The organism is Gillisia marina, from assembly GCF_000258765.1.
GTDB lineage: Bacteria > Bacteroidota > Bacteroidia > Flavobacteriales > Flavobacteriaceae > Gillisia > Gillisia marina.
In genome coordinates, this window is the sequence record NZ_AJLT01000009.1 from 1 (window position 1) to 23,549 (window position 23,549).

Annotated in this window: 26 protein-coding genes, 1 tRNA gene and 1 pseudogene; 13 read left to right on the forward strand and 15 right to left on the reverse strand. The window is 34.8% G+C overall.

Going from position 1 to position 23,549, the window contains the following annotated elements:
* Both ON07_RS02650 and pruA read right to left on the reverse strand, forming a co-directional pair.
* Positions 1-625 (reverse strand): hypothetical protein (locus tag ON07_RS02650; RefSeq protein ID WP_033445014.1); only part of this gene is annotated, 625 nt, incomplete at its 3' end.
* Positions 626-1,040: 415 nt separating this feature from the next.
* Positions 1,041-2,669 carry an L-glutamate gamma-semialdehyde dehydrogenase gene (gene pruA, locus ON07_RS02655; protein WP_010227975.1) on the reverse strand — a complete coding sequence of 543 codons (1,629 nt, stop codon included), beginning with the start codon at positions 2,667-2,669 and terminating at the stop codon, positions 1,041-1,043.
* Between the two features lie 141 nt (positions 2,670-2,810).
* Between pruA and ON07_RS02660 the strand changes: the two genes are divergently transcribed.
* Positions 2,811-3,518 (forward strand): NRDE family protein, encoded by a 708-nt coding sequence (locus ON07_RS02660; RefSeq protein ID WP_010227977.1) that lies wholly within the window; start codon positions 2,811-2,813, stop codon positions 3,516-3,518.
* Positions 3,519-3,607: 89 nt separating this feature from the next.
* On the opposite strand, the gene apaG is transcribed toward ON07_RS02660, so the two are convergent.
* From apaG to ON07_RS02675, 3 genes are read right to left on the reverse strand one after another with little or no spacing between them, the layout of a single operon-like run.
* Positions 3,608-3,994, reverse strand: a complete 387-nt coding sequence (gene apaG / locus ON07_RS02665) for a Co2+/Mg2+ efflux protein ApaG (RefSeq protein WP_010227979.1) — start codon at positions 3,992-3,994, stop codon at positions 3,608-3,610.
* Between the two features lie 2 nt (positions 3,995-3,996).
* A complete protein-coding gene (locus ON07_RS02670) occupies positions 3,997-5,097 on the reverse strand; it encodes a DUF3667 domain-containing protein (protein ID WP_029331367.1) in 1,101 nt (366 codons plus the stop codon).
* A gap of 23 nt (positions 5,098-5,120) precedes the next feature.
* Entirely contained in the window at positions 5,121-6,368 is a 1,248-nt protein-coding gene (locus ON07_RS02675) for a type IX secretion system plug protein (RefSeq protein ID WP_010227983.1), read from the reverse strand.
* A gap of 168 nt (positions 6,369-6,536) precedes the next feature.
* On the opposite strand from ON07_RS02675, the gene ON07_RS02680 reads away from it, so the two are divergent.
* The 8 genes and pseudogenes from ON07_RS02680 (at position 6,537) to ON07_RS02715 (ending at position 13,986) form a co-directional block, all read left to right on the forward strand.
* Positions 6,537-7,880: a Na(+)-translocating NADH-quinone reductase subunit A gene (locus tag ON07_RS02680; RefSeq protein WP_010227985.1), complete on the forward strand. Its 1,344-nt coding sequence runs from the start codon at positions 6,537-6,539 to the stop codon at positions 7,878-7,880.
* A gap of 11 nt (positions 7,881-7,891) precedes the next feature.
* The gene (locus tag ON07_RS02685) at positions 7,892-9,082 is read left to right on the forward strand and encodes an NADH:ubiquinone reductase (Na(+)-transporting) subunit B (RefSeq protein WP_010227986.1); all 1,191 of its coding nucleotides are present in this window, start codon (positions 7,892-7,894) and stop codon (positions 9,080-9,082) included.
* A gap of 2 nt (positions 9,083-9,084) precedes the next feature.
* A pseudogene (locus ON07_RS14295) lies at positions 9,085-9,827 on the forward strand (Na(+)-translocating NADH-quinone reductase subunit C).
* Positions 9,828-9,829: 2 nt separating this feature from the next.
* Positions 9,830-10,579: an NADH:ubiquinone reductase (Na(+)-transporting) subunit D gene (locus tag ON07_RS02695; RefSeq protein ID WP_010227992.1), complete on the forward strand. Its 750-nt coding sequence runs from the start codon at positions 9,830-9,832 to the stop codon at positions 10,577-10,579.
* 21 nt (positions 10,580-10,600) lie between these two features.
* Complete coding sequence (gene nqrE / locus ON07_RS02700) at positions 10,601-11,215, forward strand: NADH:ubiquinone reductase (Na(+)-transporting) subunit E (protein ID WP_010227994.1); 615 nt, start codon at positions 10,601-10,603, stop codon at positions 11,213-11,215.
* Between the two features lie 15 nt (positions 11,216-11,230).
* On the forward strand, positions 11,231-12,520 hold the full coding sequence (gene nqrF, locus ON07_RS02705; protein ID WP_010227996.1) for an NADH:ubiquinone reductase (Na(+)-transporting) subunit F: 1,290 nt from the start codon (positions 11,231-11,233) through the stop codon (positions 12,518-12,520).
* 97 nt (positions 12,521-12,617) lie between these two features.
* Positions 12,618-12,977 carry a hypothetical protein gene (locus ON07_RS02710; RefSeq protein WP_029331369.1) on the forward strand — a complete coding sequence of 120 codons (360 nt, stop codon included), beginning with the start codon at positions 12,618-12,620 and terminating at the stop codon, positions 12,975-12,977.
* Entirely contained in the window at positions 12,955-13,986 is a 1,032-nt protein-coding gene (locus ON07_RS02715) for an FAD:protein FMN transferase (RefSeq protein WP_010227999.1), read from the forward strand. The genes ON07_RS02710 and ON07_RS02715 overlap by 23 nt, the downstream gene beginning before the upstream one ends.
* A gap of 7 nt (positions 13,987-13,993) precedes the next feature.
* Here the strand turns inward: ON07_RS02715 and ON07_RS02720 are convergent, their stop codons facing one another.
* From ON07_RS02720 to gpmI, 6 genes are all read right to left on the reverse strand, one after another.
* The gene (locus ON07_RS02720; protein ID WP_010228001.1) at positions 13,994-14,761 is read right to left on the reverse strand and encodes a class I SAM-dependent methyltransferase; all 768 of its coding nucleotides are present in this window, start codon (positions 14,759-14,761) and stop codon (positions 13,994-13,996) included.
* A complete protein-coding gene (locus ON07_RS02725) occupies positions 14,758-15,321 on the reverse strand; it encodes an NUMOD4 domain-containing protein (RefSeq protein WP_010228003.1) in 564 nt (187 codons plus the stop codon). Before ON07_RS02725 ends, ON07_RS02720 begins: the two co-directional genes overlap by 4 nt.
* A complete protein-coding gene (gene map, locus ON07_RS02730; protein WP_010228005.1) occupies positions 15,314-16,129 on the reverse strand; it encodes a type I methionyl aminopeptidase in 816 nt (271 codons plus the stop codon). Before map ends, ON07_RS02725 begins: the two co-directional genes overlap by 8 nt.
* Entirely contained in the window at positions 16,126-16,557 is a 432-nt protein-coding gene (locus ON07_RS02735) for a BT0820 family HAD-type phosphatase (protein ID WP_010228006.1), read from the reverse strand. The genes map and ON07_RS02735 overlap by 4 nt, the downstream gene beginning before the upstream one ends.
* A 67-nt stretch (positions 16,558-16,624) precedes the next feature.
* Positions 16,625-17,230, reverse strand: a complete 606-nt coding sequence (locus ON07_RS02740) for a thioredoxin family protein (protein WP_010228007.1) — start codon at positions 17,228-17,230, stop codon at positions 16,625-16,627.
* A 15-nt stretch (positions 17,231-17,245) separates the two neighbouring features.
* Positions 17,246-18,763 carry a 2,3-bisphosphoglycerate-independent phosphoglycerate mutase gene (gpmI, locus tag ON07_RS02745; protein ID WP_010228008.1) on the reverse strand — a complete coding sequence of 506 codons (1,518 nt, stop codon included), beginning with the start codon at positions 18,761-18,763 and terminating at the stop codon, positions 17,246-17,248.
* 399 nt (positions 18,764-19,162) lie between these two features.
* On the opposite strand from gpmI, the gene ON07_RS16910 reads away from it, so the two are divergent.
* A complete protein-coding gene (locus tag ON07_RS16910; protein ID WP_237708840.1) occupies positions 19,163-19,498 on the forward strand; it encodes a hypothetical protein in 336 nt (111 codons plus the stop codon).
* The gene (locus tag ON07_RS16915) at positions 19,476-19,901 is read left to right on the forward strand and encodes a murein L,D-transpeptidase catalytic domain family protein (protein WP_237708841.1); all 426 of its coding nucleotides are present in this window, start codon (positions 19,476-19,478) and stop codon (positions 19,899-19,901) included. Before ON07_RS16910 ends, ON07_RS16915 begins: the two co-directional genes overlap by 23 nt.
* Here the strand turns inward: ON07_RS16915 and ON07_RS02755 are convergent.
* The 4 genes from ON07_RS02755 to ON07_RS02770 are packed head-to-tail and all read right to left on the reverse strand — an operon-like array spanning position 19,891 to position 22,870.
* Complete coding sequence (locus ON07_RS02755) at positions 19,891-21,543, reverse strand: L,D-transpeptidase family protein (protein WP_155807117.1); 1,653 nt, start codon at positions 21,541-21,543, stop codon at positions 19,891-19,893. The two genes, ON07_RS16915 and ON07_RS02755, sit on opposite strands and share 11 nt — an antisense overlap.
* 13 nt (positions 21,544-21,556) lie before the next feature.
* A complete protein-coding gene (locus tag ON07_RS02760; RefSeq protein ID WP_010228010.1) occupies positions 21,557-22,015 on the reverse strand; it encodes a GNAT family N-acetyltransferase in 459 nt (152 codons plus the stop codon).
* 9 nt (positions 22,016-22,024) lie between these two features.
* A complete protein-coding gene (locus tag ON07_RS02765) occupies positions 22,025-22,315 on the reverse strand; it encodes a GNAT family N-acetyltransferase (RefSeq protein WP_010228011.1) in 291 nt (96 codons plus the stop codon).
* Between the two features lie 3 nt (positions 22,316-22,318).
* Complete coding sequence (locus ON07_RS02770; protein ID WP_010228012.1) at positions 22,319-22,870, reverse strand: ClpP family protease; 552 nt, start codon at positions 22,868-22,870, stop codon at positions 22,319-22,321.
* Positions 22,871-22,907: 37 nt separating this feature from the next.
* Here ON07_RS02770 and ON07_RS02775 point away from each other — a divergent pair, with 37 nt between their 5' ends.
* Positions 22,908-23,360: a GNAT family N-acetyltransferase gene (locus tag ON07_RS02775; protein WP_010228013.1), complete on the forward strand. Its 453-nt coding sequence runs from the start codon at positions 22,908-22,910 to the stop codon at positions 23,358-23,360.
* A gap of 47 nt (positions 23,361-23,407) precedes the next feature.
* A tRNA-Gly gene (locus ON07_RS02780) sits at positions 23,408-23,480 on the forward strand.
* Positions 23,481-23,549 lie beyond the last annotated feature (69 nt).

Genomic DNA, 23,549 nt, shown 5'->3' on the forward strand with positions numbered 1-23,549 from the left:
CCCCCGTGGCAGTACATTTTCCTGAGTCTGTATTTGCTGAAACATTTGCTGGTGCTGTAATTGTTGGGTCTTGATTATCACTTATAGTAATCGTGATGGTTTTATCATCACCTTTTTCTGTATTGCTAACAAAAAAAGTGGCAGTATACGTTCCATTACCTGCTCCAGAAGGAATGTTAATTGAGATATTTCCTTCTCCTCCTCCTGAGTTAAATGTATGAGATTTATCAATAACATCTGAAAATCCTTGAGCCTTAGCGGTCGCACTAAAAATAATCGAATATTTAGTAGGGCTTTGAGTAGTTCCAGTATACGAAAGATTTACGGTCGGTTTACCTTTGCATATTGTGGGTATAGTTTGCAAAGCTATAGTAGGTTTTGCAAAATATACCGAGTCATTAGTAGAAGTTGTTTTACAATTGGTTGCCGTGAATGTTTCCAATCCAGAATTGTTCAATTCTAAAGATACTATATCCCTAGATTCAACCAATAAGGCAAAAACTTCTCCAGTATTAGAAAAATCATTATCTAAATTTGAAGAATTTATTCCGAAAATATAGTTAGAAGAACCAAATATTAGTAACAAATAAGCAATGGTTCTAACCATCAGGGTAATTTTTCCCATATAATTTTGTTTATAACAGCTACCAAATGTACGCAGAATGTTTATAAACGGTTTAGATAAAAGGTAAAAATTTTAGCTAAAACACACTAAATATGTGATTTATAACTTTTTTTAAATAAAAAAGCATGTTAATGTAGGTTTTTACTTGTTAATTTTTTTAGATGCTGTTTTCTTACTTAAATGTTAAATTACAATTTTCATTATAACTCTTTTTTCTAAATTTTTGGAACTAATTTTATTGAGAAGTGAATTATAGTTCTCCGATCGAATTCTAGAATTATTCTTTCCATATAAAAATTTTCTATTACTTTCAACTTACCCTATAAATCAATATAGTATTCCTCCACATATTTTAAATATTAAAAAAGCCGCAAACTTCAAATTTGCGGCTTACAATATTAAATATACTTACTGATTATTCTCCTAAAAAGGGATACCTATAATCTGTAGGTGTTACAAAGGTTTCTTTAATTAAGCGTGGAGAGACCCATCTTAATAAATTAAGTTTAGAACCTGCTTTATCGTTTGTTCCACTTGCTCTTGCTCCTCCAAAAGGTTGTTGACCAACAACAGCTCCTGTGCATTTATCGTTAATGTAGAAGTTACCCGCACAATTTTGTAATGCCTGAGTTGCTTGTGCTGCCGCATATCTATCTCCAGAAAGGACTGCTCCTGTTAAAGCATAGATGCTTGTTTCATCAACTAACTTTAAAGTTTCTTTCCATTTATTGTCATCATATACATAAATAGTCACTACTGGACCAAACAACTCTGTTTCCATTGTTGTATAATGAGGATCTGTGGTTAGTATAACTGTTGGTTCAATAAACCATCCTTTGGATTTGTCATAATTTCCACCTACAACGATCTCAGCGTTTTTGTCTTTTTTAGCTTGGTCTATATACTTCGCCAATTTATCAAAAGAACCTTCATGGATCACAGCGGTAATAAAATTACTCATATCCTCAGGAGAACCCATTTTAAATGAATTCACATCGGCTACCAAATATTTTTTCACATCTGCCCAAAGGCTTTTTGGAATATATGCTCTGGAAGCGGCACTACATTTTTGCCCTTGAAATTCAAAAGCTCCTCTTGTAATTGCAGTAGAAACTTGTTTTGCATTCGCAGATGGGTGGGCAAGGATAAAATCTTTACCACCTGTTTCTCCAACTATTCGTGGATATGTCTTGTACGTATCTATGTTTGCACCAATTTTTGCCCAAATTCCTTTAAATACGCTTGTACTTCCAGTGAAATGAACTCCTGCAAAATCTGGACTTGCCAATACCGTATCGGTGATCATAACCGGATCTCCCATTACCATATTGATTACTCCCGGAGGTATTCCTGCTTCTTGGAAAACTTCCATGATAACTTGTGCAGAAAATATTTGACTATCACTAGGTTTCCAAACTACTGTATTTCCCATTAATGCAGCACTTGCAGGAAGATTTCCGGCAATAGCTGTAAAGTTGAAAGGAGTAATAGCATATACAAATCCTTCTAAAGGGCGATATTCCAATCTATTCCAAACTCCCGGTGCAGATTCTGGTTGCTCTTCATAAATTTGAGCCATATATTCTACGTTAAAAGTCAAGAAGTCTACCAATTCACATGCAGAATCGATCTCTGCTTGAAAAATCGTTTTTGATTGCCCAATCATTGTTGCAGCATTGATTCTTGATCTATATGGTCCGGCTACTAAAGCCGCTGCTTTTAAAAACACCGCCGCTCTTTGCTCCCAAGGTAATTCTGCCCAGGCCGTTCTTGCTTCAAGAGCTGTCTCAATTGCTTGTTCTATATGTTTTTTCTTGGCTAAATGAAATTTACCAAGATCGTGTTTATGATCATGTGGAGGATTCATACTCATAGTATCTCCTGTGCGTATCTCCTCGGAACCTATGTACAATGGAACATCCATTTTTTCATTATACATATCTTTATAAGTAAGTAATACTTCCTCTCTTTCAGGTGATCCCGGAGCATACGATTTTATTGGATCGTTAATCGCTGTCGGAACTTGAAAAAATCCTTTTCCCATAATTATTTTTTAGATGTTTTTATTCAATTTTATGGCCGTAAATATAGAAAAAATTAACCGAGATACCTTGTGTTTCAACTAGAGAAGTTCGACGATGAATTAGGTGAAGAAGTTGTAAATTAGCTAGTATATACCAAACCTATGTGTACAGTAACCTTGCTTCCTATTTCCAACAAAAGAAACGGTTTCATTCTCACTTCTAATAGAGATGAAGCTGCAGAAAGGGAAGCGATTTCTCCAAAGTTTTATTCTGAAAACGGAATAAAAATGCTCTACCCAAAAGATAAATTGGCGGGAGGAACCTGGATAGGTGTAAGTGAGCGAAATCGATTAATATGTTTGCTGAATGGAGAGTTTAAACCGCACATCAAGGAGGATAGCTATCGTTTAAGTAGGGGCGTGGTGGTAAAGGATCTTTTAGAAGCAATTTCTATTGATGAGGCAATAGAAAACTATAACTTCAAAAATATTGAACCTTTTACAATAGTGGCAGTAGATTGGAATACTGAATTACGTTTTCTGGAACTTGTTTGGGATGGTGGTGTAAAGCACTTTAAAGATTTAGATCTAAAATCTCATATTTGGTCGTCGTCACCTTTATATTCTTCTGAAATGAAAAAAATGAGAGAAAGCTGGTTTGATGAATTTCAGAAAGAAAATAGTCTCGATGCAAAATCACTATGGAATTTTCATGCTTCAGCAGGAGTTGGAAATCCAGAAATAGACGTAATAATGAATAGGGGATTTGTAAAAACTCAAAATATCACTCAAATTGAAGGTGCTCAGGATTCGACTAAAATGCGGTTTATGGATTTAAGAGATGAAAATAAAATTGAAATAGAATTTTAAAACAGGAGTGCTTTTCCTGCGCATTATTTCGAAAAGGAAATGTTTAAAATAAAATGAAAAGGAAGTTGTTTTAAATTGCCTTAATGAGGCTAATTCAATGCAAAAGGAGCGCCTAATTTGAAGGAAGGAATTGCGACTTTGATCTTTTTTGAAGTTGTAAAATTAGTCATGGTATAATATCCACTCATAGAGCCAAATGGAGCAGAAAGCAAGCAGCCACTACTATAGGTATGAGTTTCGCCGGGCTTTAAAATTGGCTTTTTTCCTATAACTCCTTCTCCTTGTACGATTTCGGTATCCTTGAGAGCATCTTTAATATTCCAGAACCTGGAAGTTAATTGCACCGAATCTTTACTCTGATTTTCAATAGTTATCTGATAACCAAAAGCAAAGTGGATTTTATAATTCTTATAAAATGTGCCTTCGAAATTGGTTTCAACGGAAATTTTAATTCCACATGTAACTTTTTGAACCATAATTATCTAATTGCGAAAAAAGTAAGCGCAGAAATTATCGCTGCGATTACAGCTAATGTAAGAAATATAAAATTTAGAGCCATAAATTTAACAATCGTTACAAACCTGCCTTCTTTATAGAAGTTCCGCAACGCCTTATATAAATAGAAAAGAAATAAGAAAAGCACTAAAGTTGTAAACAAATCTGTTTTGAAAATAAGATCTATTAGTAAGCCTATAAGCACAAATACGAAAAATGTACTTTGAACATGGAATGTAAAAACTAAATGCTCCATGTAATTAATAGGCTTGTAGAAATAGAAAAGCCAAATAATCAATGCGAAAACCGGTAAGTAGAAAAATATAATAAAGGGAGATTTACTAATAAGATAATCAAAAAACACCTTTGGATTTTTCTTTATAATCTGAGTATCTACTGCCTTTCTATATAAATATCTGTTCAAAAATTTATTGGTGTGTTCTAAGCTGTCTATTGCTTCAACCGGATCCAGAACATTGGTTTGATTGTAAAATTCAGAGTAGAGACCTATTTGTTTAAATAATGATTTTCCGAAATTTAAAGAATCCAGCTGCTCTTGTGTTAGATAGTGGTCTTTATAATTGTAGTCCTTGATTTTCTCTATGGGTTTGTTGGTCACAATAGAGTCTAAGTCGATATCTTTTCCAAAAGGAATTTTTTTAAGCTCTTCGTTTAACTCTTTCTTTTCCTCTTCAGATAACCGATCCAAATTCATCTCGGGTGTGTTGTCCGAAAAAGCACTAAAGTTTGTGGACTGAAATGTAAAACTCCAAATAACAAAAAATATAATGGCAACACTTAAAAAGAATCGAAATGGATTGGCGTAACGCGTGCGCATACCATTAATATAATCTTTGGATATTTTCCCTGGACGAAAAATAAGTGTGCTCAGGGTTCTTCTCATTCTGGAATCATAAGAGAAGATTCCGGCGAAGAATTCCAAGAAAAAGTCGTTAAAAGACAGTTTTTTGGTACTATTTAATTGGCCGCAGTTATTGCAATATTTGTCGCTTATGTCTAAAGGATGATTGCAATTAAGACAATGAAGACCACGGTATTTAGTTAAGGAGCGTTCGCTCTTCATAAGCTAAATATTTTGAATGTTGGTTAGTTAGAAATATTCAGGGAACTCGCATTTCCAAAACCAATAATTTGGTCGAATCTTGCTCCCAAGTCTCTAAAATACACTAAAACTTGGTATTCGTTTTCAGTTACTTCAAAATTTCCACTAATAAATCCTTCATCTAAGAATCCATCCTTAGTTAAATGCACATATTTATAATTATAAAAGCCTTGCTTGGTGAGCATGGTATTTTCGTAAACCCCGCTTACTTTGTTGTATTTCATCAAAGTAGAATCATCTAACTCGAAATTATTAAATGCACCGTATAAGTGAAGTTCTCCTCCGTCCAAAGGATCGTAATTTTGAAGTTTAAAATGTGTCCAAACATACTCTGCTTCAATTGCAGAATTTTCACCTTGTAGCGTGCGAATTACAAATTGCCCATTGATATCTGGATTATAAGTATACGGCTCAGTAATCCTAGACCTGTCTGTAAAAAGAAAATGACTATAGAGTTCATTCAATTCTATTCGCCCAATGTCTAAAGTTGTAGATCGAATGTCTTTACTGTCAAATTGTAAATATTCGTTCCCTGCTTGAAAAGAAGTTTCCTGATCGTATTTATAAATCAGCTCATTTCCAATGGTATATTGCGGCTTGATGTTCTCTATCGCCGACTTTAAATTATGATTTTTAGTAATAAGTACTTTTATGGTAGATTCTGGATTTCTAATTAAAAATTCCGGAGAATTTATACTGAAGTTAACCACCTGTCTCGAATTAATATATTTGAGATCCCTCGATCTTTTAACGGCAACCTTAACCTGAGCAATTGGCCGATATACCATAAACTTTCTAGAAAAAACCAATTCGTCGTTCTCATTTAAAACCTTCAATAAGTAATTCCCGCTAACATTTAAAGATTGAGTGTCTTTATTAGGAATACTTAAGCTGTAATGAGTGTATCCTTGTAAGGTGTTATAGGAGTTATTATAATTATTGATTCTCACATTATCGAATCCATTTAAATATTCAGATTTTTTTAATTCTGAAGGGGTCCAATCGTAATTAAAATGCTCGATTATATAGTAATAATTGGCTTCGTCTCCAATAATATCATCAAATTCTAAATTAAGAGTTTCACCTAATTGAAGCACAGGGTTCCCGGTAACATTAGAATTGCCTTTAAAAATGATTGTTTTAATATAATTGGGAGGCAAAACTTCTACTTGTACCTGAGCAATCGAAAGCGTTATCCAAAGAAAACAAAACAAGCTAAGAATTTTCTTCATTTAAATAGTTATTAGATTTAAGGCAATTACAAAATCTATTCCCTTTATTCTACCAAGGGACTTTAACAAGTGTTACTCTGAAAAATATGTAATTTCTTTGGGAGTTGTAGGGTTAAAATTAGTAAATTTGCACACTTAAAAAAATAAATTTAATATACACTCCATCCTATGTCAAAAGACATTCGAATTAAAAGAGGGCTTACTCTACGTTTAAAAGGGGAGGCGGAAAAACAAGTTGTTGAGGCCCCAAGGTCCAAGACTTACGCCATTAAACCACCAGATTTTCACTCGGTTGTTCCAAAAATGGCTCTTAAAGAAGGGGCTACAGTTTTGGCAGGTGATGTTTTATTCTCTTCAAAATACGATGAGAATTTAACGTTCACTTCTCCGGTTAGTGGAACTCTTAAAGAAATTAAACGAGCAGAAAAGCGCCGAATTATTGAGGTTATCGTAGATGCAGATCCTAAAGATAGTTTTAAGGATTTTGGAAAAATGAACGCTACAAGTGCTACTGCAGAAGCTGTGAAAAATCGCATTTTCGAAAGTGGCTGTGGTGCATTTTTAAATCAACGGCCTTACGATATTGTTGCTTCCCCAGAGGATACTCCAAAAGCGATCTTTATTTCTACTGTTAGTACAGCTCCATTATCGGCAGATTTTGGTTTTGTCCTGAAGGATAAAGTTGCGGCTTTCCAAGAAGGAGTTAACGCACTTCAGAAATTAACCTCAGGAAAGGTACATCTTTCAGTAGATGATTCTTCCGAAGCGATTCTAAAAGGAATAACTGGAGTAGAGCTTCATAAGGTTTCTGGTCCTCATCCGGCAGGAAATGTTGGTATCCAGATCCATAAAATAGATCCTATTAATATGGGGGAAAGAGTTTGGGCTGTAGGTGCAGAAGATGTTGCTATTATTGGAAATGTCTTTTTAACAGGGCAGTACCATGCAGATAGAACCATCGCTTTAACTGGTAGTGAAGCTAAAGATCATAAATATTATAAGATTAAAATTGGAGCTAATTCTTCAGATTTAATCGGTCAGGTATCAGATGATGTTAGAATTATTTCCGGAGATGTTTTAACCGGAACTAAGCTTTCTAACAATCAGTACATCGGATTTTATAATAATACGCTAACCTTAATTCCGGAAGGAAATAAGTATAGAATGTTTGGATGGCTACCATTCACATATAATAATATTCATTCCGTTTCCAGAACTTCTCTTTCCTGGATGTTTCCAAAAAAGAAATACGCTCTTACTACCAATTTAAATGGGGAAGAACGTGCTTTAGTGGTTACAGGAGAAATGGAGGAAGTGTTGCCTATGGATATATTCCCAATGCAATTGCTTAAGGCATGTATCGCTGGTGATATCGAAAAAATGGAAAATCTTGGGATCTATGAAGTAGCTCCGGAAGATTTTGCTTTAATAGATTATGTGAACACTTCAAAATTAGAAGCTCAGGAGATTATTCGTCTTGGCTTGGATTTAATGATTACCGAAGTAGGTTAAAAAGTTGAATTATGGAATGGATTAGACAAAAACTAGATAAATTTAAGGAGCCTTTTGGTAAAGGTGAAAAGTTTGAGAAGTATGCACCGGCTATTAATGCATTGGATACTTTTTTATACACTCCAAATCATACTACTCAAAAAGGAGCACATGTTAGGGATGCCGTAGATTTAAAGAGAACCATGATCACCGTGGTTTTAGCTTTAGTTCCTGCGCTTATCTTTGGAATGTGGAATGGTGGTTACCAGTATTTACATCAACTACCTGAATACGCAGATGGAGTACCATTTATGGAAGCTTTTATGCATGGCGCATGGAAAATACTTCCTATGATTGCTGTTTCCTATGGTGTTGGTTTAGGAATTGAATTTGCTTTCGCGATCTTTAGAGGTCACGAGGTGAATGAGGGGTATTTGGTTACGGGGCTTTTAATCCCAATGATCATGCCTATAGATATTCCTTTATGGATGGTAGCAATCTCTGTGGTTTTCGCCGTAGTTATTGGTAAAGAAGCTTTTGGTGGAACTGGGATGAACATTTTAAATCCTGCATTAACTGCTCGAGCATTTGCTTTCTTTGCGTACCCAACATATATGTCTGGAAATAAAGTTTGGGTTAGTGAAGCATATAATGTAGATGGAGTTTCTGGAGAAACTATTTTAGGAAGCTTAGCGTCTGGAAATGATGTTGCCTATAGCGCAATGGATATGTTCTCGGGAATTATTCCGGGATCTATAGCGGAGACTTCAACAATTTGTGTTTTGGCTGGAGCATTACTTTTAGTTCTAACTAAGGTAGGAAGCTGGAGAATAATATTGAGTTCTTTTATTGGTGCAGCTGTAATGGCATTAATTTTTAATGCGTTACCTAACATGGGAATTGAAGGGAATGCTTTAACGAACTTTCCATGGTACCAGCACTTGATCGTTGGTGGTTTATCTTTTGGTATTGTGTTTATGGCGACAGATCCTGTTTCTGCAGCGCAAACTTTAAAAGGAAAATGGATCTACGGGTTTTTAATAGGATTCTTCGCGGTAATGATCCGTATATTTAATCCTGCGTATCCAGAAGGAATAATGTTGGCGATATTATTGATGAATGTATTTGCTCCGGCAATAGATCATTATGTAATTCAAGCGAACATTAATAGACGAAAGAAAAGAGCGGTAAGCGCCTCCGGACAAATTAAAACAGCAGTTTAATTATGGAAGAAATACCAGTAAATAAAACAAACACCAACGGCTATACATTTATGTTTGCCATTATAATGGTGGTAGTTGTAGCGAGTGTATTGGCTTTTACAGCTACATCACTGCAGCTATTCAAAACGAGAATGTACGTCAGGAAAAGATGCAAAATATCTTAGCTACTGTTGGAATAGAAACCGAAAGAAGCGAAGCAGAAGAGAAATATAATAAGTATATCACTGAAACTATCGCCTTAAAAGAAGATGGGAGTATAGACGAAAAAGCAGATGCTTTTACAGTAGATCTTGCTAGAGAATTAAAGAAGCCGGGAGAGGAGCAAATCTATCCTTTATACATTGCAAATATCGAAGGAGCTAAGTATTACATTATTCCGCTTAGAGGAAAAGGTCTTTGGGATGCTATCTGGGGATATATTGCTTTAAAGGATGATATAAACACCATTAAAGGTGCGGTTTTCGATCATAAAGGGGAAACTCCGGGACTTGGTGCAGAGATCACTCAGACCTGGTTTAGAGAGCGTTTTACAGATGAAAAAATCTATGATGGAAGTGGCAATCTAATTGGAGTTTCTGTAGTTAAAGGTAATGTGGGGCCATCTAATAAAGATGATAATAAAGTAGATGCTATTTCTGGTGCTACTATTACGGGAGATGGAGTTTCAGATATGATTTCTGAAAGATTAATCCATTACCTACCATATTTCAAAAAGCAAAAGGATATTAAAGTAGCAATTAAGTAATTATGGCTATAGATACTAAAATAACTTCTGAAGCAAAAGAAGCAAAGAAAAAGGAAATGATCTTATTTCTTTCTAACACTGAAGAAAAAGAGCACTTTTTATCGAAGAATAACCGAAAGTTATTAAGCGATCCATTAGATGACGATAACCCAATTACTGTTCAGGTATTAGGTATATGTTCTGCATTGGCAATTACTGTTCAATTAGAACCTGCAATTGTAATGGCATTAGCAGTAACTGCGGTATTGGCATTTTCTAACATGATCGTTTCTTTAATTAGAAACTTGATCCCAAATAGAATTAGAATTATCGTGCAATTGGTAATTGTTGCTTCCTTGGTAATCTTGGTAGATCAAATATTAAAGGCGTATGCATACGATGTAAGTAAACAACTGTCGGTGTTTGTTGGTCTTATTATTACCAACTGTATTATCATGGGACGTTTGGAAGCCTTTGCTTTAGGAAACGGAGTATACAAATCTTTTCTTGATGGTATAGGAAACGCTGCCGGATACGGTGTGATTTTAATAATTGTAGCCTTTTTTAGAGAGCTTCTAGGATCTGGTAAATTATTCGGATTCGAAGTGTTAGGTCACAAAGCGGCAGTTGCAGCAGAATCTACCGGATTGTATGCTTACGGTTACGAGAATAACGGATTAATGTTATTGTCTCCTATGGCACTTATTGTGGTTGGTATCATTATCTGGGTACAACGTGCAAGAAACCGTAAATTAATAGAACAAAACAACTAACAGCGCTAAAGCATTATAATAATGGATTATATAAATTTATTTGTTAGAAGTATTTTCATAGAAAATATGATTTTTGCCTACTTCTTAGGAATGTGTTCCTATTTAGCAGTGTCAAAAACAGTAAAAACAGCTGTTGGTTTAGGTGCGGCGGTAATCTTTGTACTTACCATCACTGTTCCAATCAACTTTTTGTTAGATCAATATTTACTAAGACCAGGAGCTTTGGAATGGTTAAATCCGGAGTATGCTAATGTAGATCTTAGTTTCTTGAGTTTCATAATGTTTATTGCTGTAATTGCATCAATGGTGCAGTTGGTAGAAATGATAGTAGAAAAATTTGCACCTGCTCTTTATGGAGCATTAGGGATTTTTCTTCCGCTTATTGCAGTAAACTGTGCTATTCTCGGGGGATCTTTATTTATGCAGCAAAAGAGTTTTACTGCCATTACAGAAGCTGTTACCTACGGTTTAGGTAGTGGAATAGGATGGTTCTTAGCTATCTTGGCTATTGCAGCTATTAGAGAAAAAATTGCTTATTCGAATGTTCCTGCACCTTTAAAGGGATTAGGAATAACCTTTATTATTACAGGGTTAATGGCAATTGGGTTTATGAGTTTTATGGGAATCGAATTATAATAAAAAGACACAACAATGACAGTTATTATAGCAAGTATAATAGTATTCTTAGTACTAATGCTTTTATTAGTTTCCATATTACTGGGTGCTAAAGCCAAATTAGTTCCGTCTGGGCCTGTTACTATTAAAGTTAACGGAGAAAAGGATCTAACAGTTGGTTCTGGTGGAACCTTACTTTCTACTTTAGGAGAGAATAAATTATTCTTACCATCTGCATGTGGTGGAGGTGGAACTTGTATCCAGTGTAAATGTATAGTTACCGATGGTGGTGGAACAATCCTACCAACAGAAGAGCCTCATTTTACAAGAAAAGAGATCGCTCAAGGTTGGAGACTTGGTTGCCAGGTAAAGGTGAAAGAAGATATGAAAATCCAGATCCCGGAAGAGGTATTCGGAATTAAAAAATGGGAAGCAACTGTAGTTCGTAACTATAACGTAGCATCGTTTATTAAGGAATTTGTAGTTGAGATCCCTGAGGAAATGGACTATAAAGCAGGTGGATATATTCAAATTGAAATTCCTTCATGTGAGGTAAAATTTGAAGATATGGATATTACTGCGCATCCGGATGAACACCCAGGAGAGCCTGATAAATTTAAAGCTGAATGGGATAAATTTAAGCTTTGGCCTTTAAAGATGAAAAATTCTGAAACGGTAGAGCGTGCTTATTCTATGGCCTCTTATCCTGCTGAAGGTCGTGAGATCATGCTAAACGTTCGTGTAGCAACACCTCCTTTTGATAGAGCTAAAAATGGTTGGATGGATGTAAATCCTGGAATTGCTTCTTCTTATATCTTTTCTAGAAAGGAAGGCGATAAAGTAGTTATTTCTGGACCTTACGGAGAATTCTTTATTAACGAAAGTGACTCAGAAATGCTTTATGTAGGTGGTGGAGCCGGTATGGCACCAATGCGTTCTCACTTATATCACCTTTTCCGTACACTTAAAACTGGAAGAAAAGTGACTTACTGGTATGGAGGACGTTCTAAAAGAGAACTTTTCTATACAGAGCACTTTAGAGCATTAGAAAGAGATTTTCCAAATTTCAAATTTTACTTAGCATTATCTGAACCTATGGAAGAAGATAACTGGAAAGTAAAAGATGGAATTGAAGGAGAAGGAGACGGATTTGTAGGATTTATCCACCAAGTGGTAATAGATAACTATTTACAATATCATGAAACTCCTGAGGATATCGAGTACTATTTCTGTGGACCACCTTTAATGAACAAGGCCGTAGAAAAAATGACCGATGATTTTGGAGTTCCTCCAGAAAATGTAAGATTCGATGATTTTGGTGGATAAACCATGATCTAGTTTAAATATATAAAAGACCGACCTATGTAAATAGTCGGTCTTTTTTTTTATTAGCTCTTTAGCAATAATTGTATTTTTGAAAGCTATGAAAGATAAATTAACAGATCAAGAGCTTCATAACCTCGCGATGAATATAGTAGGTAAGGAACTGGAAGATGATGGTTATGAATTTTTAGGTGTTAACAGCCAGCTAAAACGAAATCCACAATTTGTTGCTTTAAAAGATAAAAAATTGAATTTTGTGATCGTTCGTGCAATTCCATATCCTGTAGATCCTAAATATTATGATCCGCGTTTCATGAAGGATATTAAAGATCACGCGTTAAAATTTAATGCTAAAACATATTATGCAGGAGTTGGGATCGCAAATTCAAGAGATTACGATAAGCCTGTTTTAAAAGATGAAGATTATACAGTTAATTATGAAGGACTACAAGAGATTTAATTTGAAAGCGCTACTATTAACATTAGTAATTGGGTTAACGCTTTACAGCTGTTCAAAAGGTCCGGAAGCACAAGTTTTTGCGGGGGAAGCCTTGGGAACCACCTATCAGGTTAAATTCTTCCACGAAACAGAATTGCCTATTCAGAAAGGATTAGACTCTATTTTTGAAGTCATCAATAAATCTATGAGTACTTATCTTCCAGATTCAGATATTTCCAAAATCAATAAGGGAGATACAAGCATTGTGGTTGATCAAAATTTTAGACAGGTTTTTAATTATTCAGGAAAAATATTTTACGAAAGTAGAGGTTTTTTCGATCCTACTGTTGGAAACTTAGTGAATGCCTACGGCTTTGGTCCTGAAAGAAAGAAGGACAGCTTAAACAGCACCCAAATAGATTCTATGTTGCAATATGTGGGCTTGACTAAAGTAAGGCTCTCTAGAGACGGCAGAGTTCTTAAGGAACATCCGGAAATCTATTTAGATTACAATGCAATTGCAAAAGGGTTTACCGTAGATGTTATTGCTGAATATTTGAATTCTAAAAATGTATCTAATTACCTGGTTGAATTAGGCGGAGAACTTGTGGCAAAGGGTATCAATGAAGTTTCTGAAGAGCCTTGGGTAGTGGGGATCGATGATCCTTTACAGAAGGATGAAAAACGAGAATTAAAAGCTACCTTATATCTTAAAGATAGAGGCATGGCTACTTCCGGGAATTACAGAAAATTTAGATTGGATTCTATTACGGGGCAACGTTACGTGCACACCATTAATCCAAAAACTGGAAGATCTGAAAAGAGTAATTTATTAAGCGCCTCTGTTCTTGCAAACAACTGTACTCTAGCCGATGGTTATGCTACAGCATTCATGGCTTTAGGTTTGGAACGTTCAAAAGAAATGCTTTCAAGAATTAAGGGTGTAGATGTATATTTTATTTATGCTGAAGAGGATGGAGATATAAAAGTGTTTAGTACTCCAGGCTTCGAAGATGTGTTAAGGAAATAATATTTGATTATTTAGTACACACAGGAATAATTTCCCCTTGTGCTAATCTAAATTTATCGATTTCTGAAGGAGATAAAGCATCAGTATAAGCTATTTCTTCAACTTTAAAACCAATGCTTCTTAGTTTATCGAAATAATCTCTACCATATACCCGAACGTGATCATATTGCCCAAAAATCTTAGCTCTTTCTTTTCTGGAAGTTATAGAATTGTCTTCAAACGTGGTAGCTCTGCTAAGATCTTGAGGGATTTGCAAAATAGCTATTCCTCCAGGGGATAAAACTCTGTAAAGTTCCTGCATAGCTTTCGTATCATCTGGAATGTGCTCCAAAACGTGATTACAAAGTATAAAATCGAAAGAATTGTCTTCAAAAGGCAGATTACAGATATCTGCTTTTACATCTGCTAGAGGAGAATTGAGATCGGTAGTAGTGTACTTAAGATTCTCCATTTTCTTGAACCGCTTATAAAAAGCTTGTTCCGGTGCAAAATGTAGCAATTTAGTTTTTTCAGTAAAAAGGGCAGTTTTATTTTTTAGGTACAACCATAATAGTCGATGGCGTTCTAAAGAAAGGGTAGAAGGAGAGAGTACATTTTCTCGTTGCTGCTCATACCCATAAGGCAGAAACTTGCGAAAGGATTTCCCGTCTATAGGGTCGGTATATTTTGAGCCTCTTAAACTGAAGGCTATTAGCGGCCGAATTAAATAACTAACTCTTATTAATAGCGGCCGGGGTATTTTATTTAAAAAGAATTTAAATGCCTTTTGGATCATACTTCGATATCACCCCAATTTTCTCCAGATTTTATTCTGTACAACTGCATTTCTGAAACTCCAAATTGCTTAGCCAATACTCTAATTCTGGTTTTTCTATTTGGATCCAATAATTTTTTCTTTAAAATCACGGCCTGTGCATAGCTAAGTTTAGAATAGGAAGTTACCTGTCTTAGCTTACGCTTCATCTTGTTCTCCTTCACATTTGGATTCCCAAATTGATGCTTTGTCCATTCTTCTTTATTGGTCCATGCTAAATTTGAAACGTGATTTTCTTGCTTTTTATAATTCTTATGGATCACAAAAATATCGTCTTCTTTCTTCTCAAGAAAACATTCAGCAATAACCCTATGAAAATATAAATTCTTCTTTTTGCCATTTTTCAGCATTACCACAAAGGATAAATATCCTGCGGTTCTACCACCTTTAATAAGTTCTCCTTCCGGATTTTTAACGAAACTTATCACTCTACCATGATTGGAGATTTTATACACAAATCTATCCTGCCACGATTCATCATGATAGGTAACCCATTGCTCTTGTCGGAAATTCTTAACCATACACTTTAGATCTAAATTTGTCTTCTTCGTTACTTGTAATGCCTAATGCGTCGTAGATGTACTTAAATGTAGAAAGCAATTCGGGCTTTCCATCTACCAAGGCTACATTGTGTTCAAAATGCGCACTCGGTTTATTATCTGCAGTTAGGATTGTCCAGCCGTCTTTTAGCTGATTTATATTTTTTGTTCCAAGATTGATCATAGGCTCTATAGCCACAACCATTCCTTCAATAAATTTCTTACCACGACCTCTTTTGCCATAATTTGGCATTTCCGGGTCTTCATGCATAGTTTTACCTAAACCATGTCCTACAAGTTCTCTTACTACACCATAACCATGGTCTTCGCAATACTTCTGTATTGCATACCCAACATCACCTACTCGCTTACCGGCTCTAAATTCGTTGATGCCTTCGTAAAGTGATTCTTTAGTTACTTGTAATAATTTTTTAGTTTCCTCTGCCACTTCTCCAATTGGAAAGGTGTAAGCGTGATCCCCATAAAACCCATTTTTAATGGCCCCGCAGTCTATAGAGATAATATCTCCTTCCTTAAGCGGAGTATCATTTGGGATACCATGTACTACCTGCGCATTAGGACTCATACATAATGTATTGGGGAAATCATACAATCCTAAAAATCCCGGGATTGCATTTTGTTCTCTAATAAATTCTTCAGCTAATTTGTCTAGTTTTAATGTTGTAACTCCAGGTTTTATTTCTGAAGCTAACATTCCCAAGGTTCTGGAAACTACCAAAGCACTCTCACGCATTAATTCAATTTCCTCTTTGGATTTGGATATAATCATAATTTCGATTTAATATAACTCAGGATCCGCTTACCTGATTTACTTTTTTTCTTCTTGATCTTAAACTTTGCTTTCTCTGGAGAAGAAGCTAATTCATGATAAATTTCTCCCCAACCACGAAGCCCGCCGATATTTCTATCGTCTATAAAAATATCTGCCTGAATTTTTCTACTCAGGGTATCATCGTATATCTCTTCGGGGTAACTTTTATTAATAGCATAAAAATTAATGCCTTTTTGTTTACAGAATTCTACGGCTTCGTCTAATTCTCTACCGGACCTGTAAGTCCAAAGGATCAATAAATGCCCATCTTTCTGTAAATGGAGCAATGTTTCTACAGCAAAAAGGATAGGTTTTCCTATTTTTGGATACCTATTTTCTACTATAGTCCCATCAAAATCTACAGCAATCGTTTTGGTATTAAACATGCTGCAAAATTACTAAGAAAAATGCGTTAATAAAATTCAAAATACGTAGGGATATTCGTCTTATTATTTAGTTTGCATAGGAGTTCATATAATCTTCTCCGGAAACGATTTTAGCAAAATCTTCTTCTATAGATTCTCTTGGATATTCTACAAAACGATTCACTTCTTTTCCGTCTTTTAAAAAGATAACGGTTGGAACTCTGTTTAAATCAAATTCTTTTTCAATATTATCTGTAGTTGTCTTTTGTCTATTCACTCCGTAAAATGTTAGCTTAGACATATTATAACCAGCCTCATCTAAAATTTTATAAACTTTTGGCGTCTCTCTTCTACTATCTGGACACCAAGTTCCCATAAAAGCAACTATCTCGTAATCATTTATGTTCTTTTTTATAGTCGCCATAGCTTCAGCAGAAGGATTAAATTCATTATAACCTTCATTGAACCATTTTGAAAACGCTTCCTGCTCTAGATCGGCTTTATCAAATTCACCTACTAACATTCCTTCTTGCATATTAGATTTAGTTTTTGTCTCTACAGCCATTTCCGAAGAACTGATTGTAGAAGTTGAAGTCGTTGTAGAAGTTGTTGTTGAACTTGTACTTGTAGTTTTGTTGGTATTGCCACAACTTGCTAAAAATGTGAATGCTAAAAGGTATAAACTAATTTTCATATTATTCTATTTGTATTAAATTAAAGGTTCTTGAGTCATTAATTCGGGCTTGGTTATACCCATCAACTTAAGGATAGTCGGTGCTATATCCCCTAAATTACCATTTTTTATGGATTTAATATCATTGTCTATCAATATAACCGGCACAGGATTGATTGTATGCGACGTATTCGGCGATCCATCTGCATTTATCATCACTTCGCAATTCCCATGATCTGCAATTAACAAAATACTGTAGTCATTATTTATGGCGGTTTCTACTACCTTTTGTGTACATTCATCTACAACTTCACAAGCTTTAATTGCCGCATCTAAAACCCCGGTATGGCCTACCATATCTGGATTTGCAAAGTTCAAGCATATAAAATCTGTTTTTTTGGTTTTTAATTCCGGAATTATTTTATCCCGAATCTCATAAGCGCTCATCTCCGGTTGTAGATCGTAGGTTGCAACTTTTGGAGAGTTACACATAATGCGTTTTTCTCCCTTAAAAGGTTTTTCTCTGCCGCCGGAAAAGAAGAAGGTAACATGCGGATACTTCTCTGTTTCGGCAATCCGAATTTGAGTTTTTCCCATATATTCCAATACTTCACCTAGTGTAGTTTTAATATTCTCTTTTTTGAAGACAATATTTATATTGGTAAATTCATCATCGTATTTTGTAAGAGTTACATAATACAAAGGCATTTTTTTCATAGAAAACTGAGGCATATCTTCTTGAGATAATACCTGCGTTAATTGTCTACCTCTATCTGTTCTAAAATTGAAGAAGATTACAACTTCATCATTTTTTAAGGTAGCCACTGGTTGTCCAGATTCATTGGTGAGCACTATTGGCTCGATAAATTCGTCTGTAACTCCATTTTTATAACTTTCGGTAATCGCTTCAACAGCATTGGTCGTTTCATGTCCTTTTCCGGTTACAATAAGATCGTATGCTTTTTGAACTCGTTCCCAACGCTTATCCCTATCCATTGCAAAAAATCTTCCAATAACCGAAGCTAATTTGCTATTGGTTTTATCTAAATGTTCTTTTAATTCAGCAATAAATTTAACACCAGATTTAGGGTCTACATCACGTCCATCTGTAAAAGCATGCACGTATTTTTCTTTCACGCCAAATTGTTCCGCAGCGCTTAATAGGCCTTTTAAATGATCTATGTGAGAATGTACACCGCCATCACTTACCAATCCCATAAAATGAATAGGTTTGTCATGCTTTACAGCGTAATCGAAGGCTTGCTCTAAAACAGGCTCACTTATAAGACTATTATTTTGAACAGCAAGATTAATTTTTGCGAGATCCTGATATACAATTCTTCCTGCACCTAAATTCATGTGGCCAACCTCGCTGTTCCCCATTTGCCCTTCCGGTAAGCCCACATTCATCCCATGAGTAAGCAATTGTGCATTTGGATGATTTTTAAAAAGACTGTCTATAAATGGAGTGCTCGCTTTGGAAATGGCAGATATATCTGGATTTTGAGTAATACCCCAACCATCCAAGATCATAAGAAGTACTTTCTTGTTCATTAGTTACTTATAAGCGTGTAAAGATATAAACTATATGCAGGTATGTTAAAATAGTCCTATTAATATTTTACTAAAAAAACGACTTTTTGGTCCAAGTTTTTAAACTTCTATCCATAATCCTATTAAACAAAGGAGAAAGGAAGAGCGAAATGTTAAAATTTAAAATTTTATTTTTCTTAATTTTTTTTGAAATAAAATGAAATAATCTCGAAATATGCACGTTCTAATGGCTGTTATGTGTGTTCAACAAATTTTTAAATAGCTGAAAATTAATCAAATAAGGTCTTTTGTCGTCAAAAGACAAATTATAGACGTTAATCGGTCGAGTTTGATTTAATTTTTGTAAGTTGGCATAATATTTGGAAAAAATTAACAATATTTTAAAATTTCATTTCTTTTATGAGCTATAAAATCCTAACCGTAATTACTTTCCTTACTTTTTCTTTTGCTTTTACTACTGCCGATTCCCTAGAGGCGACTAACATCGCAGAAGAACCAATTGATTTGTCTGAAACTATCGAGATAAATCTAACCGTTGAAGAAGAGATTAAAAAAGTATATACAGATTTTGTAGAAAATAATACCAGCGTACCAGCTCTTGAAAGTTTTAAGAATGGTATGATAGGATATTATAAGTTATCTGATGAGAATGCATTTAAAAAAAAATATTCTTACGATTATAGATTTTACCTTGTCTTCTACCAAAAAAAGAATGTGGGTTTTAGATATGACTAACAATAAAGTACTATTTAATACTGTTGTTGCGCATGGTAAAAATACGGGAAGCGAGTTTGCAACTAAGTTTTCTAATAAAGTAAATTCTCTACAGAGTTCTTTAGGCTTTTATGTTACAGGAGAAACATATTATGGAAAAAACGGCTATTCTATGTTTATAGATGGAATGGAAAAGCAATTTAATTCTAAGGCTCGTGAGCGTTATGTGGTTGTTCACGGTGCTAACTATGCAAATCCTGCATTTGTAAATAAATTAGGAAGACTTGGGAGAAGTTATGGCTGTCCTGCTTTGCCAACAGCAATTAATGATGACATTATAAATGTTATAAAAAATAAGTCGGTTATCTATATTCACTCTGCAGACAAAGCGTATTTGAAGGATTCTGAAATGATCAAGGCATAGAGGCTTCTTTTAACTCCTCTATAATCTTTTCATCGTAATTGTAAATATCCTCTGTAAATCTAGGTTTGCTGTTTTCTGTCCAGGCAGTCCAATAGAAATGATGCACCTTAATTTGTTGTTTCATTCTAACCTCTTTTAACGCTCCATCTTCAAGAATCTCATTAATTTTTTCTGAAGAATATGTTGGCTGATCATTTAAAAGATATTCGGCAAGATCCATCACGTTTTCTACTCTAATGCAGCCTGAGCTTTGTGCTCTTGAATTACGTGCGAAAAGCGATTTTGAAGGAGTGTCGTGTAAATAGATTAAATGTTTGTTAGGATAAATAATTTTCACTCTTCCTAATGGATTAGAACTCCCCGGCTTTTGCCTGTAGATATAAGATTTTACTACATTGCTATTCCAATCTACTGAACTTGGATCCAGCAATTCTCCATTTGAACTATAAATGTCTATATTTTTACGCGTTAAGTAACTAGAGTCTTTTCTTACTCCTGGAATCACATCCTTAGTTTTTATAGTAGGCGGAATCGTCCAATTGGGATTAAAGACAATGTATTTTATTTCTTCTGAAAAAATAGGTGTTTTCCGCACATCGGTTCCTACCATTGTTTTATGACTTCTTACAATCTCATTATCCTTCACCACATCTAAATGATAATTGGCAATGTTCACAAGAATATAATGCTTGCCTAAATCTCTAGGGTACCATCGCCAGCGTTCCAGATTAGCCAAAATCTGATTGTATCGGTCTTTATAATCTATATTCAGGAGTTTAATAGTGCTGTTCCCTATAATGCCATCAGATAACAGCCCGTTTTCGAGCTGCACTTGTTTTATAGCATCTTGTACCGGTTGGGAATGATCGTAAGTAAATGGATCTATATCTTTTAAATAGCCTAACACCATCAATCTGAATTTGATCTTTGGCAATCGGGCATCCTTCATTCCAGGCTTTATCATCTCACCATTTTCTATTTCTTTAAAATCATCGGCATCATCCATTTTCTCTTTATAAACTTTCAGAGAGGCTATGAGTTGCTTATAAACAGGATGGTTTGGTCTTAGCTCATTAAGTGCTATTTCTAGATCATTTTCAGAAACCGCTTTATTAAGAAGATGCGTTAGCTTTGCTTGATTTTTTGGAAGATCAAAAATCTCATGAATTTTTTGTGGATCGGTTTTACCATTGAGAAGATGAGAACTAAACTTAAAAAAAGCATCGGTAAGTAAAATATCGAATTCGCTTTTTTCTTTTTTATTGAGTGAGTTAATGCTTTTCTCTAATTTTTCAATTCCTTTCCCGTGATAATCTTTAAAATAAAGCCCTTCAGCTTCTGCATTTTTTAGGGTTTTGATAAAAGCTTCACGCAGTTGGATATCGCTCCATGCCGGCAGGTTTTCTCTTTCGGTATAAAATTTCTTGATAGAATCACTTAAGAAAAAATCATCCACTTTAGATTTCTCAAGAATTTTAGAAATAGCTTTTTTAGTCCCTAAGGGACTGTTTTTAGAAATTTCTTTAGAGTTATTAGTCTCGTCATTCCCTTTCTTGCAGCTAAAAACTACAAGCAAAAGCAATATTCCTCCAACTAGGAATATTTTTTTATTGATCAATGCTGGGGTTCTCAACCAATTCATCCAATTGCTAATTTTAACTTTCAAGAAGTTTATACATTATAATATGCTCACAAACACCGGGAACTTCAAATTTTTGTCCAAAATTTTGATATCCATGTTTATTATAAAAATTGATAGCACTAACACGAGCATTGAACCATAAAAACGGTTCTTTTCCTTCTTTTCTGATTTTTAATTCTCCCTCTTTTAAAAGTAAAGTTCCCAAACCTTGTCCTTTATATTGCGGAAGAACCGCCATTCCTCGAAGTTGGTATTGTGTATTATGATCAAAAAAAGGGTTGCTGTTTTTCATAAAACTAGCAACCCCAATTATATTATTATCTTTAAATATCCCTAAGTGGAATGTTCCTTTGGCATCATCTCCCAGAAAATAACACTCTTTAACAGATCTTCCGGGCCTTAGAACTATATTTCTTACCAAATAGGTTTCGCCAGCAGATATTAATTGAACAGTAAAAGTGGCAGCGCTCATGTTAAAGAATTAACTTGCTAAAACGTCTCTATATTCTTTATGTTCATCGAATTTAACTTCAGCAAAAGGGCATAGAGGATCAATTTTATAATTGTTCTCTCTGGCGTATTCTACACTTCTTTTTAAAAGAATAGATGCCAAGCCTTTCCCCTCTAATTCAGATCTTGTTTCAGTATGGTCTATTACCAAAACACCATTATCTTTCTTAGTATATGTAAGTTCAGAGGTTATTCCTTTCTCATCTTCTAAATAGAACATACCTCTGGTGTCGTTCTCTTTATGTTTTATTTCCTGACTCATAGTTTAGGGTTTAAATACACCATCTACAATACCATACTTAATAGATTCATCTGCATCCATCCAATAATCGCGATTGAAATCTTTAAGCACTTTTTCTATTTTCTGACCACAGTTTTCAGAAAGAATTTTCGCACTGATGTCTTTTATTTTTAATATTTCGGCAGCCTGAATTTCGATATTAGAAGCTTGTCCGCGTGCTCCACCGCTTGGCTGATGGATCATCACTTTTGCCAATGGCTGTATGAATCTTCTTCCTTTTGTACCTCCCGAAAGCAAAATAGACCCCATGGATGCGGCCAATCCGCTACAAATAGTAGAAATTGGACTTCTAAGCGATTTCATAGTATCGTAAACTGCAAATCCATCGGTTACAAAACCTCCGGGACTATTGATGAAAAATTGAATTTCTTCATCGGAGATAGCATCCAAATAAAGTAATCTATCTATCACATGCTTAGCAGATTTCCCATCTACTTGTCCCCGCATAAATATCTTTCGTTGCTCTATGAATTTTTCGTCTATAAGGTCTTGGATTTTTCCAGGTTTATTTTTCATGAGTATTTTATTCTGATTATTAATTCTAGCTAAAATTATGACTAATTTCGCAGAAAACCGTGGGATGGAATTATCAATTAACAAGATTTTAAAGAAAGACATGGATTTGGTTGTTCCGCTTATTATGGAACTATCTGAATATCAAACAGAAGAATCATTATTGAAATCCCGAATGGGAGAAATGTTCGATCAAAATTATGAGTGCTTCGCCATTTACTTAAAAGAAGAAGTAATTGGCACATTTGGTCTTTGGTTTATGACGCGTCATTATGCCGGTAAATCTTGCGAAGCAGACCACGTTTTTATTAAGTCTGAATACCAAAATAGAGGTTTTGGGAAAGAAATTTTTGAATATATTTTTGAGTATGCAAGAGGTAAAGGTTGTGAGATGCAGGAGTTAAATGCTTACGTCCAGAACTTTAAGTCTCATAAATTTTATATGAATTTAGACTATGTAATTAAGGGCTATCATTTTTTAAAAAAGCTGTAATTTTTTTTGGAAGTTGAAAAGTTTAAGGATTATATTTGTACTGTCTTGCGAAAGTAGCTCAGTTGGTAGAGCGTCAGCCTTCCAAGCTGAATGTCGCCGGTTCGAACCCGGTCTTTCGCTCAAAAACCTTCCTAATCTAGGAAGGTTTTTCTTTTTTAATCTAATTCTATTTATAGTTGTTTTATAGGG

Excerpts from the sequence above, each read along its gene's own strand:
- ON07_RS02740 (WP_010228007.1), bottom strand. The coding sequence starts at position 17,230 with ATGAAAATTAGTTTATACCTTTTAGCATTCACATTTTTAGCAAGTTGT.
- ON07_RS02680 (WP_010227985.1), top strand. The coding sequence starts at position 6,537 with ATGTCAAAAGACATTCGAATTAAAAGAGGGCTTACTCTACGTTTAAAA.
- pruA (WP_010227975.1), bottom strand. The coding sequence starts at position 2,669 with ATGGGAAAAGGATTTTTTCAAGTTCCGACAGCGATTAACGATCCAATA.
- map (WP_010228005.1), bottom strand. The coding sequence starts at position 16,129 with ATGATTATATCCAAATCCAAAGAGGAAATTGAATTAATGCGTGAGAGT.
- ON07_RS02685 (WP_010227986.1), top strand. The coding sequence starts at position 7,892 with ATGGAATGGATTAGACAAAAACTAGATAAATTTAAGGAGCCTTTTGGT.
- apaG (WP_010227979.1), bottom strand. The coding sequence starts at position 3,994 with ATGGTTCAAAAAGTTACATGTGGAATTAAAATTTCCGTTGAAACCAAT.
- nqrE (WP_010227994.1), top strand. The coding sequence starts at position 10,601 with ATGGATTATATAAATTTATTTGTTAGAAGTATTTTCATAGAAAATATG.
- ON07_RS02675 (WP_010227983.1), bottom strand. The coding sequence starts at position 6,368 with ATGAAGAAAATTCTTAGCTTGTTTTGTTTTCTTTGGATAACGCTTTCG.
- ON07_RS02760 (WP_010228010.1), bottom strand. The coding sequence starts at position 22,015 with ATGAGCGCTGCCACTTTTACTGTTCAATTAATATCTGCTGGCGAAACC.
- nqrF (WP_010227996.1), top strand. The coding sequence starts at position 11,231 with ATGACAGTTATTATAGCAAGTATAATAGTATTCTTAGTACTAATGCTT.
- ON07_RS02670 (WP_029331367.1), bottom strand. The coding sequence starts at position 5,097 with ATGAAGAGCGAACGCTCCTTAACTAAATACCGTGGTCTTCATTGTCTT.
- ON07_RS02715 (WP_010227999.1), top strand. The coding sequence starts at position 12,955 with ATGAAGGACTACAAGAGATTTAATTTGAAAGCGCTACTATTAACATTA.
- ON07_RS02735 (WP_010228006.1), bottom strand. The coding sequence starts at position 16,557 with ATGTTTAATACCAAAACGATTGCTGTAGATTTTGATGGGACTATAGTA.
- ON07_RS02765 (WP_010228011.1), bottom strand. The coding sequence starts at position 22,315 with ATGAGTCAGGAAATAAAACATAAAGAGAACGACACCAGAGGTATGTTC.
- ON07_RS02755 (WP_155807117.1), bottom strand. The coding sequence starts at position 21,543 with ATGAATTGGTTGAGAACCCCAGCATTGATCAATAAAAAAATATTCCTA.
- ON07_RS16915 (WP_237708841.1), top strand. The coding sequence starts at position 19,476 with ATGTGGGTTTTAGATATGACTAACAATAAAGTACTATTTAATACTGTT.
- ON07_RS02725 (WP_010228003.1), bottom strand. The coding sequence starts at position 15,321 with ATGGTTAAGAATTTCCGACAAGAGCAATGGGTTACCTATCATGATGAA.
- ON07_RS16910 (WP_237708840.1), top strand. The coding sequence starts at position 19,163 with ATGAGCTATAAAATCCTAACCGTAATTACTTTCCTTACTTTTTCTTTT.
- ON07_RS02770 (WP_010228012.1), bottom strand. The coding sequence starts at position 22,870 with ATGAAAAATAAACCTGGAAAAATCCAAGACCTTATAGACGAAAAATTC.
- gpmI (WP_010228008.1), bottom strand. The coding sequence starts at position 18,763 with ATGAACAAGAAAGTACTTCTTATGATCTTGGATGGTTGGGGTATTACT.
- ON07_RS02660 (WP_010227977.1), top strand. The coding sequence starts at position 2,811 with ATGTGTACAGTAACCTTGCTTCCTATTTCCAACAAAAGAAACGGTTTC.
- ON07_RS02720 (WP_010228001.1), bottom strand. The coding sequence starts at position 14,761 with ATGATCCAAAAGGCATTTAAATTCTTTTTAAATAAAATACCCCGGCCG.
- ON07_RS02695 (WP_010227992.1), top strand. The coding sequence starts at position 9,830 with ATGGCTATAGATACTAAAATAACTTCTGAAGCAAAAGAAGCAAAGAAA.
- ON07_RS02710 (WP_029331369.1), top strand. The coding sequence starts at position 12,618 with ATGAAAGATAAATTAACAGATCAAGAGCTTCATAACCTCGCGATGAAT.
- ON07_RS02775 (WP_010228013.1), top strand. The coding sequence starts at position 22,908 with ATGACTAATTTCGCAGAAAACCGTGGGATGGAATTATCAATTAACAAG.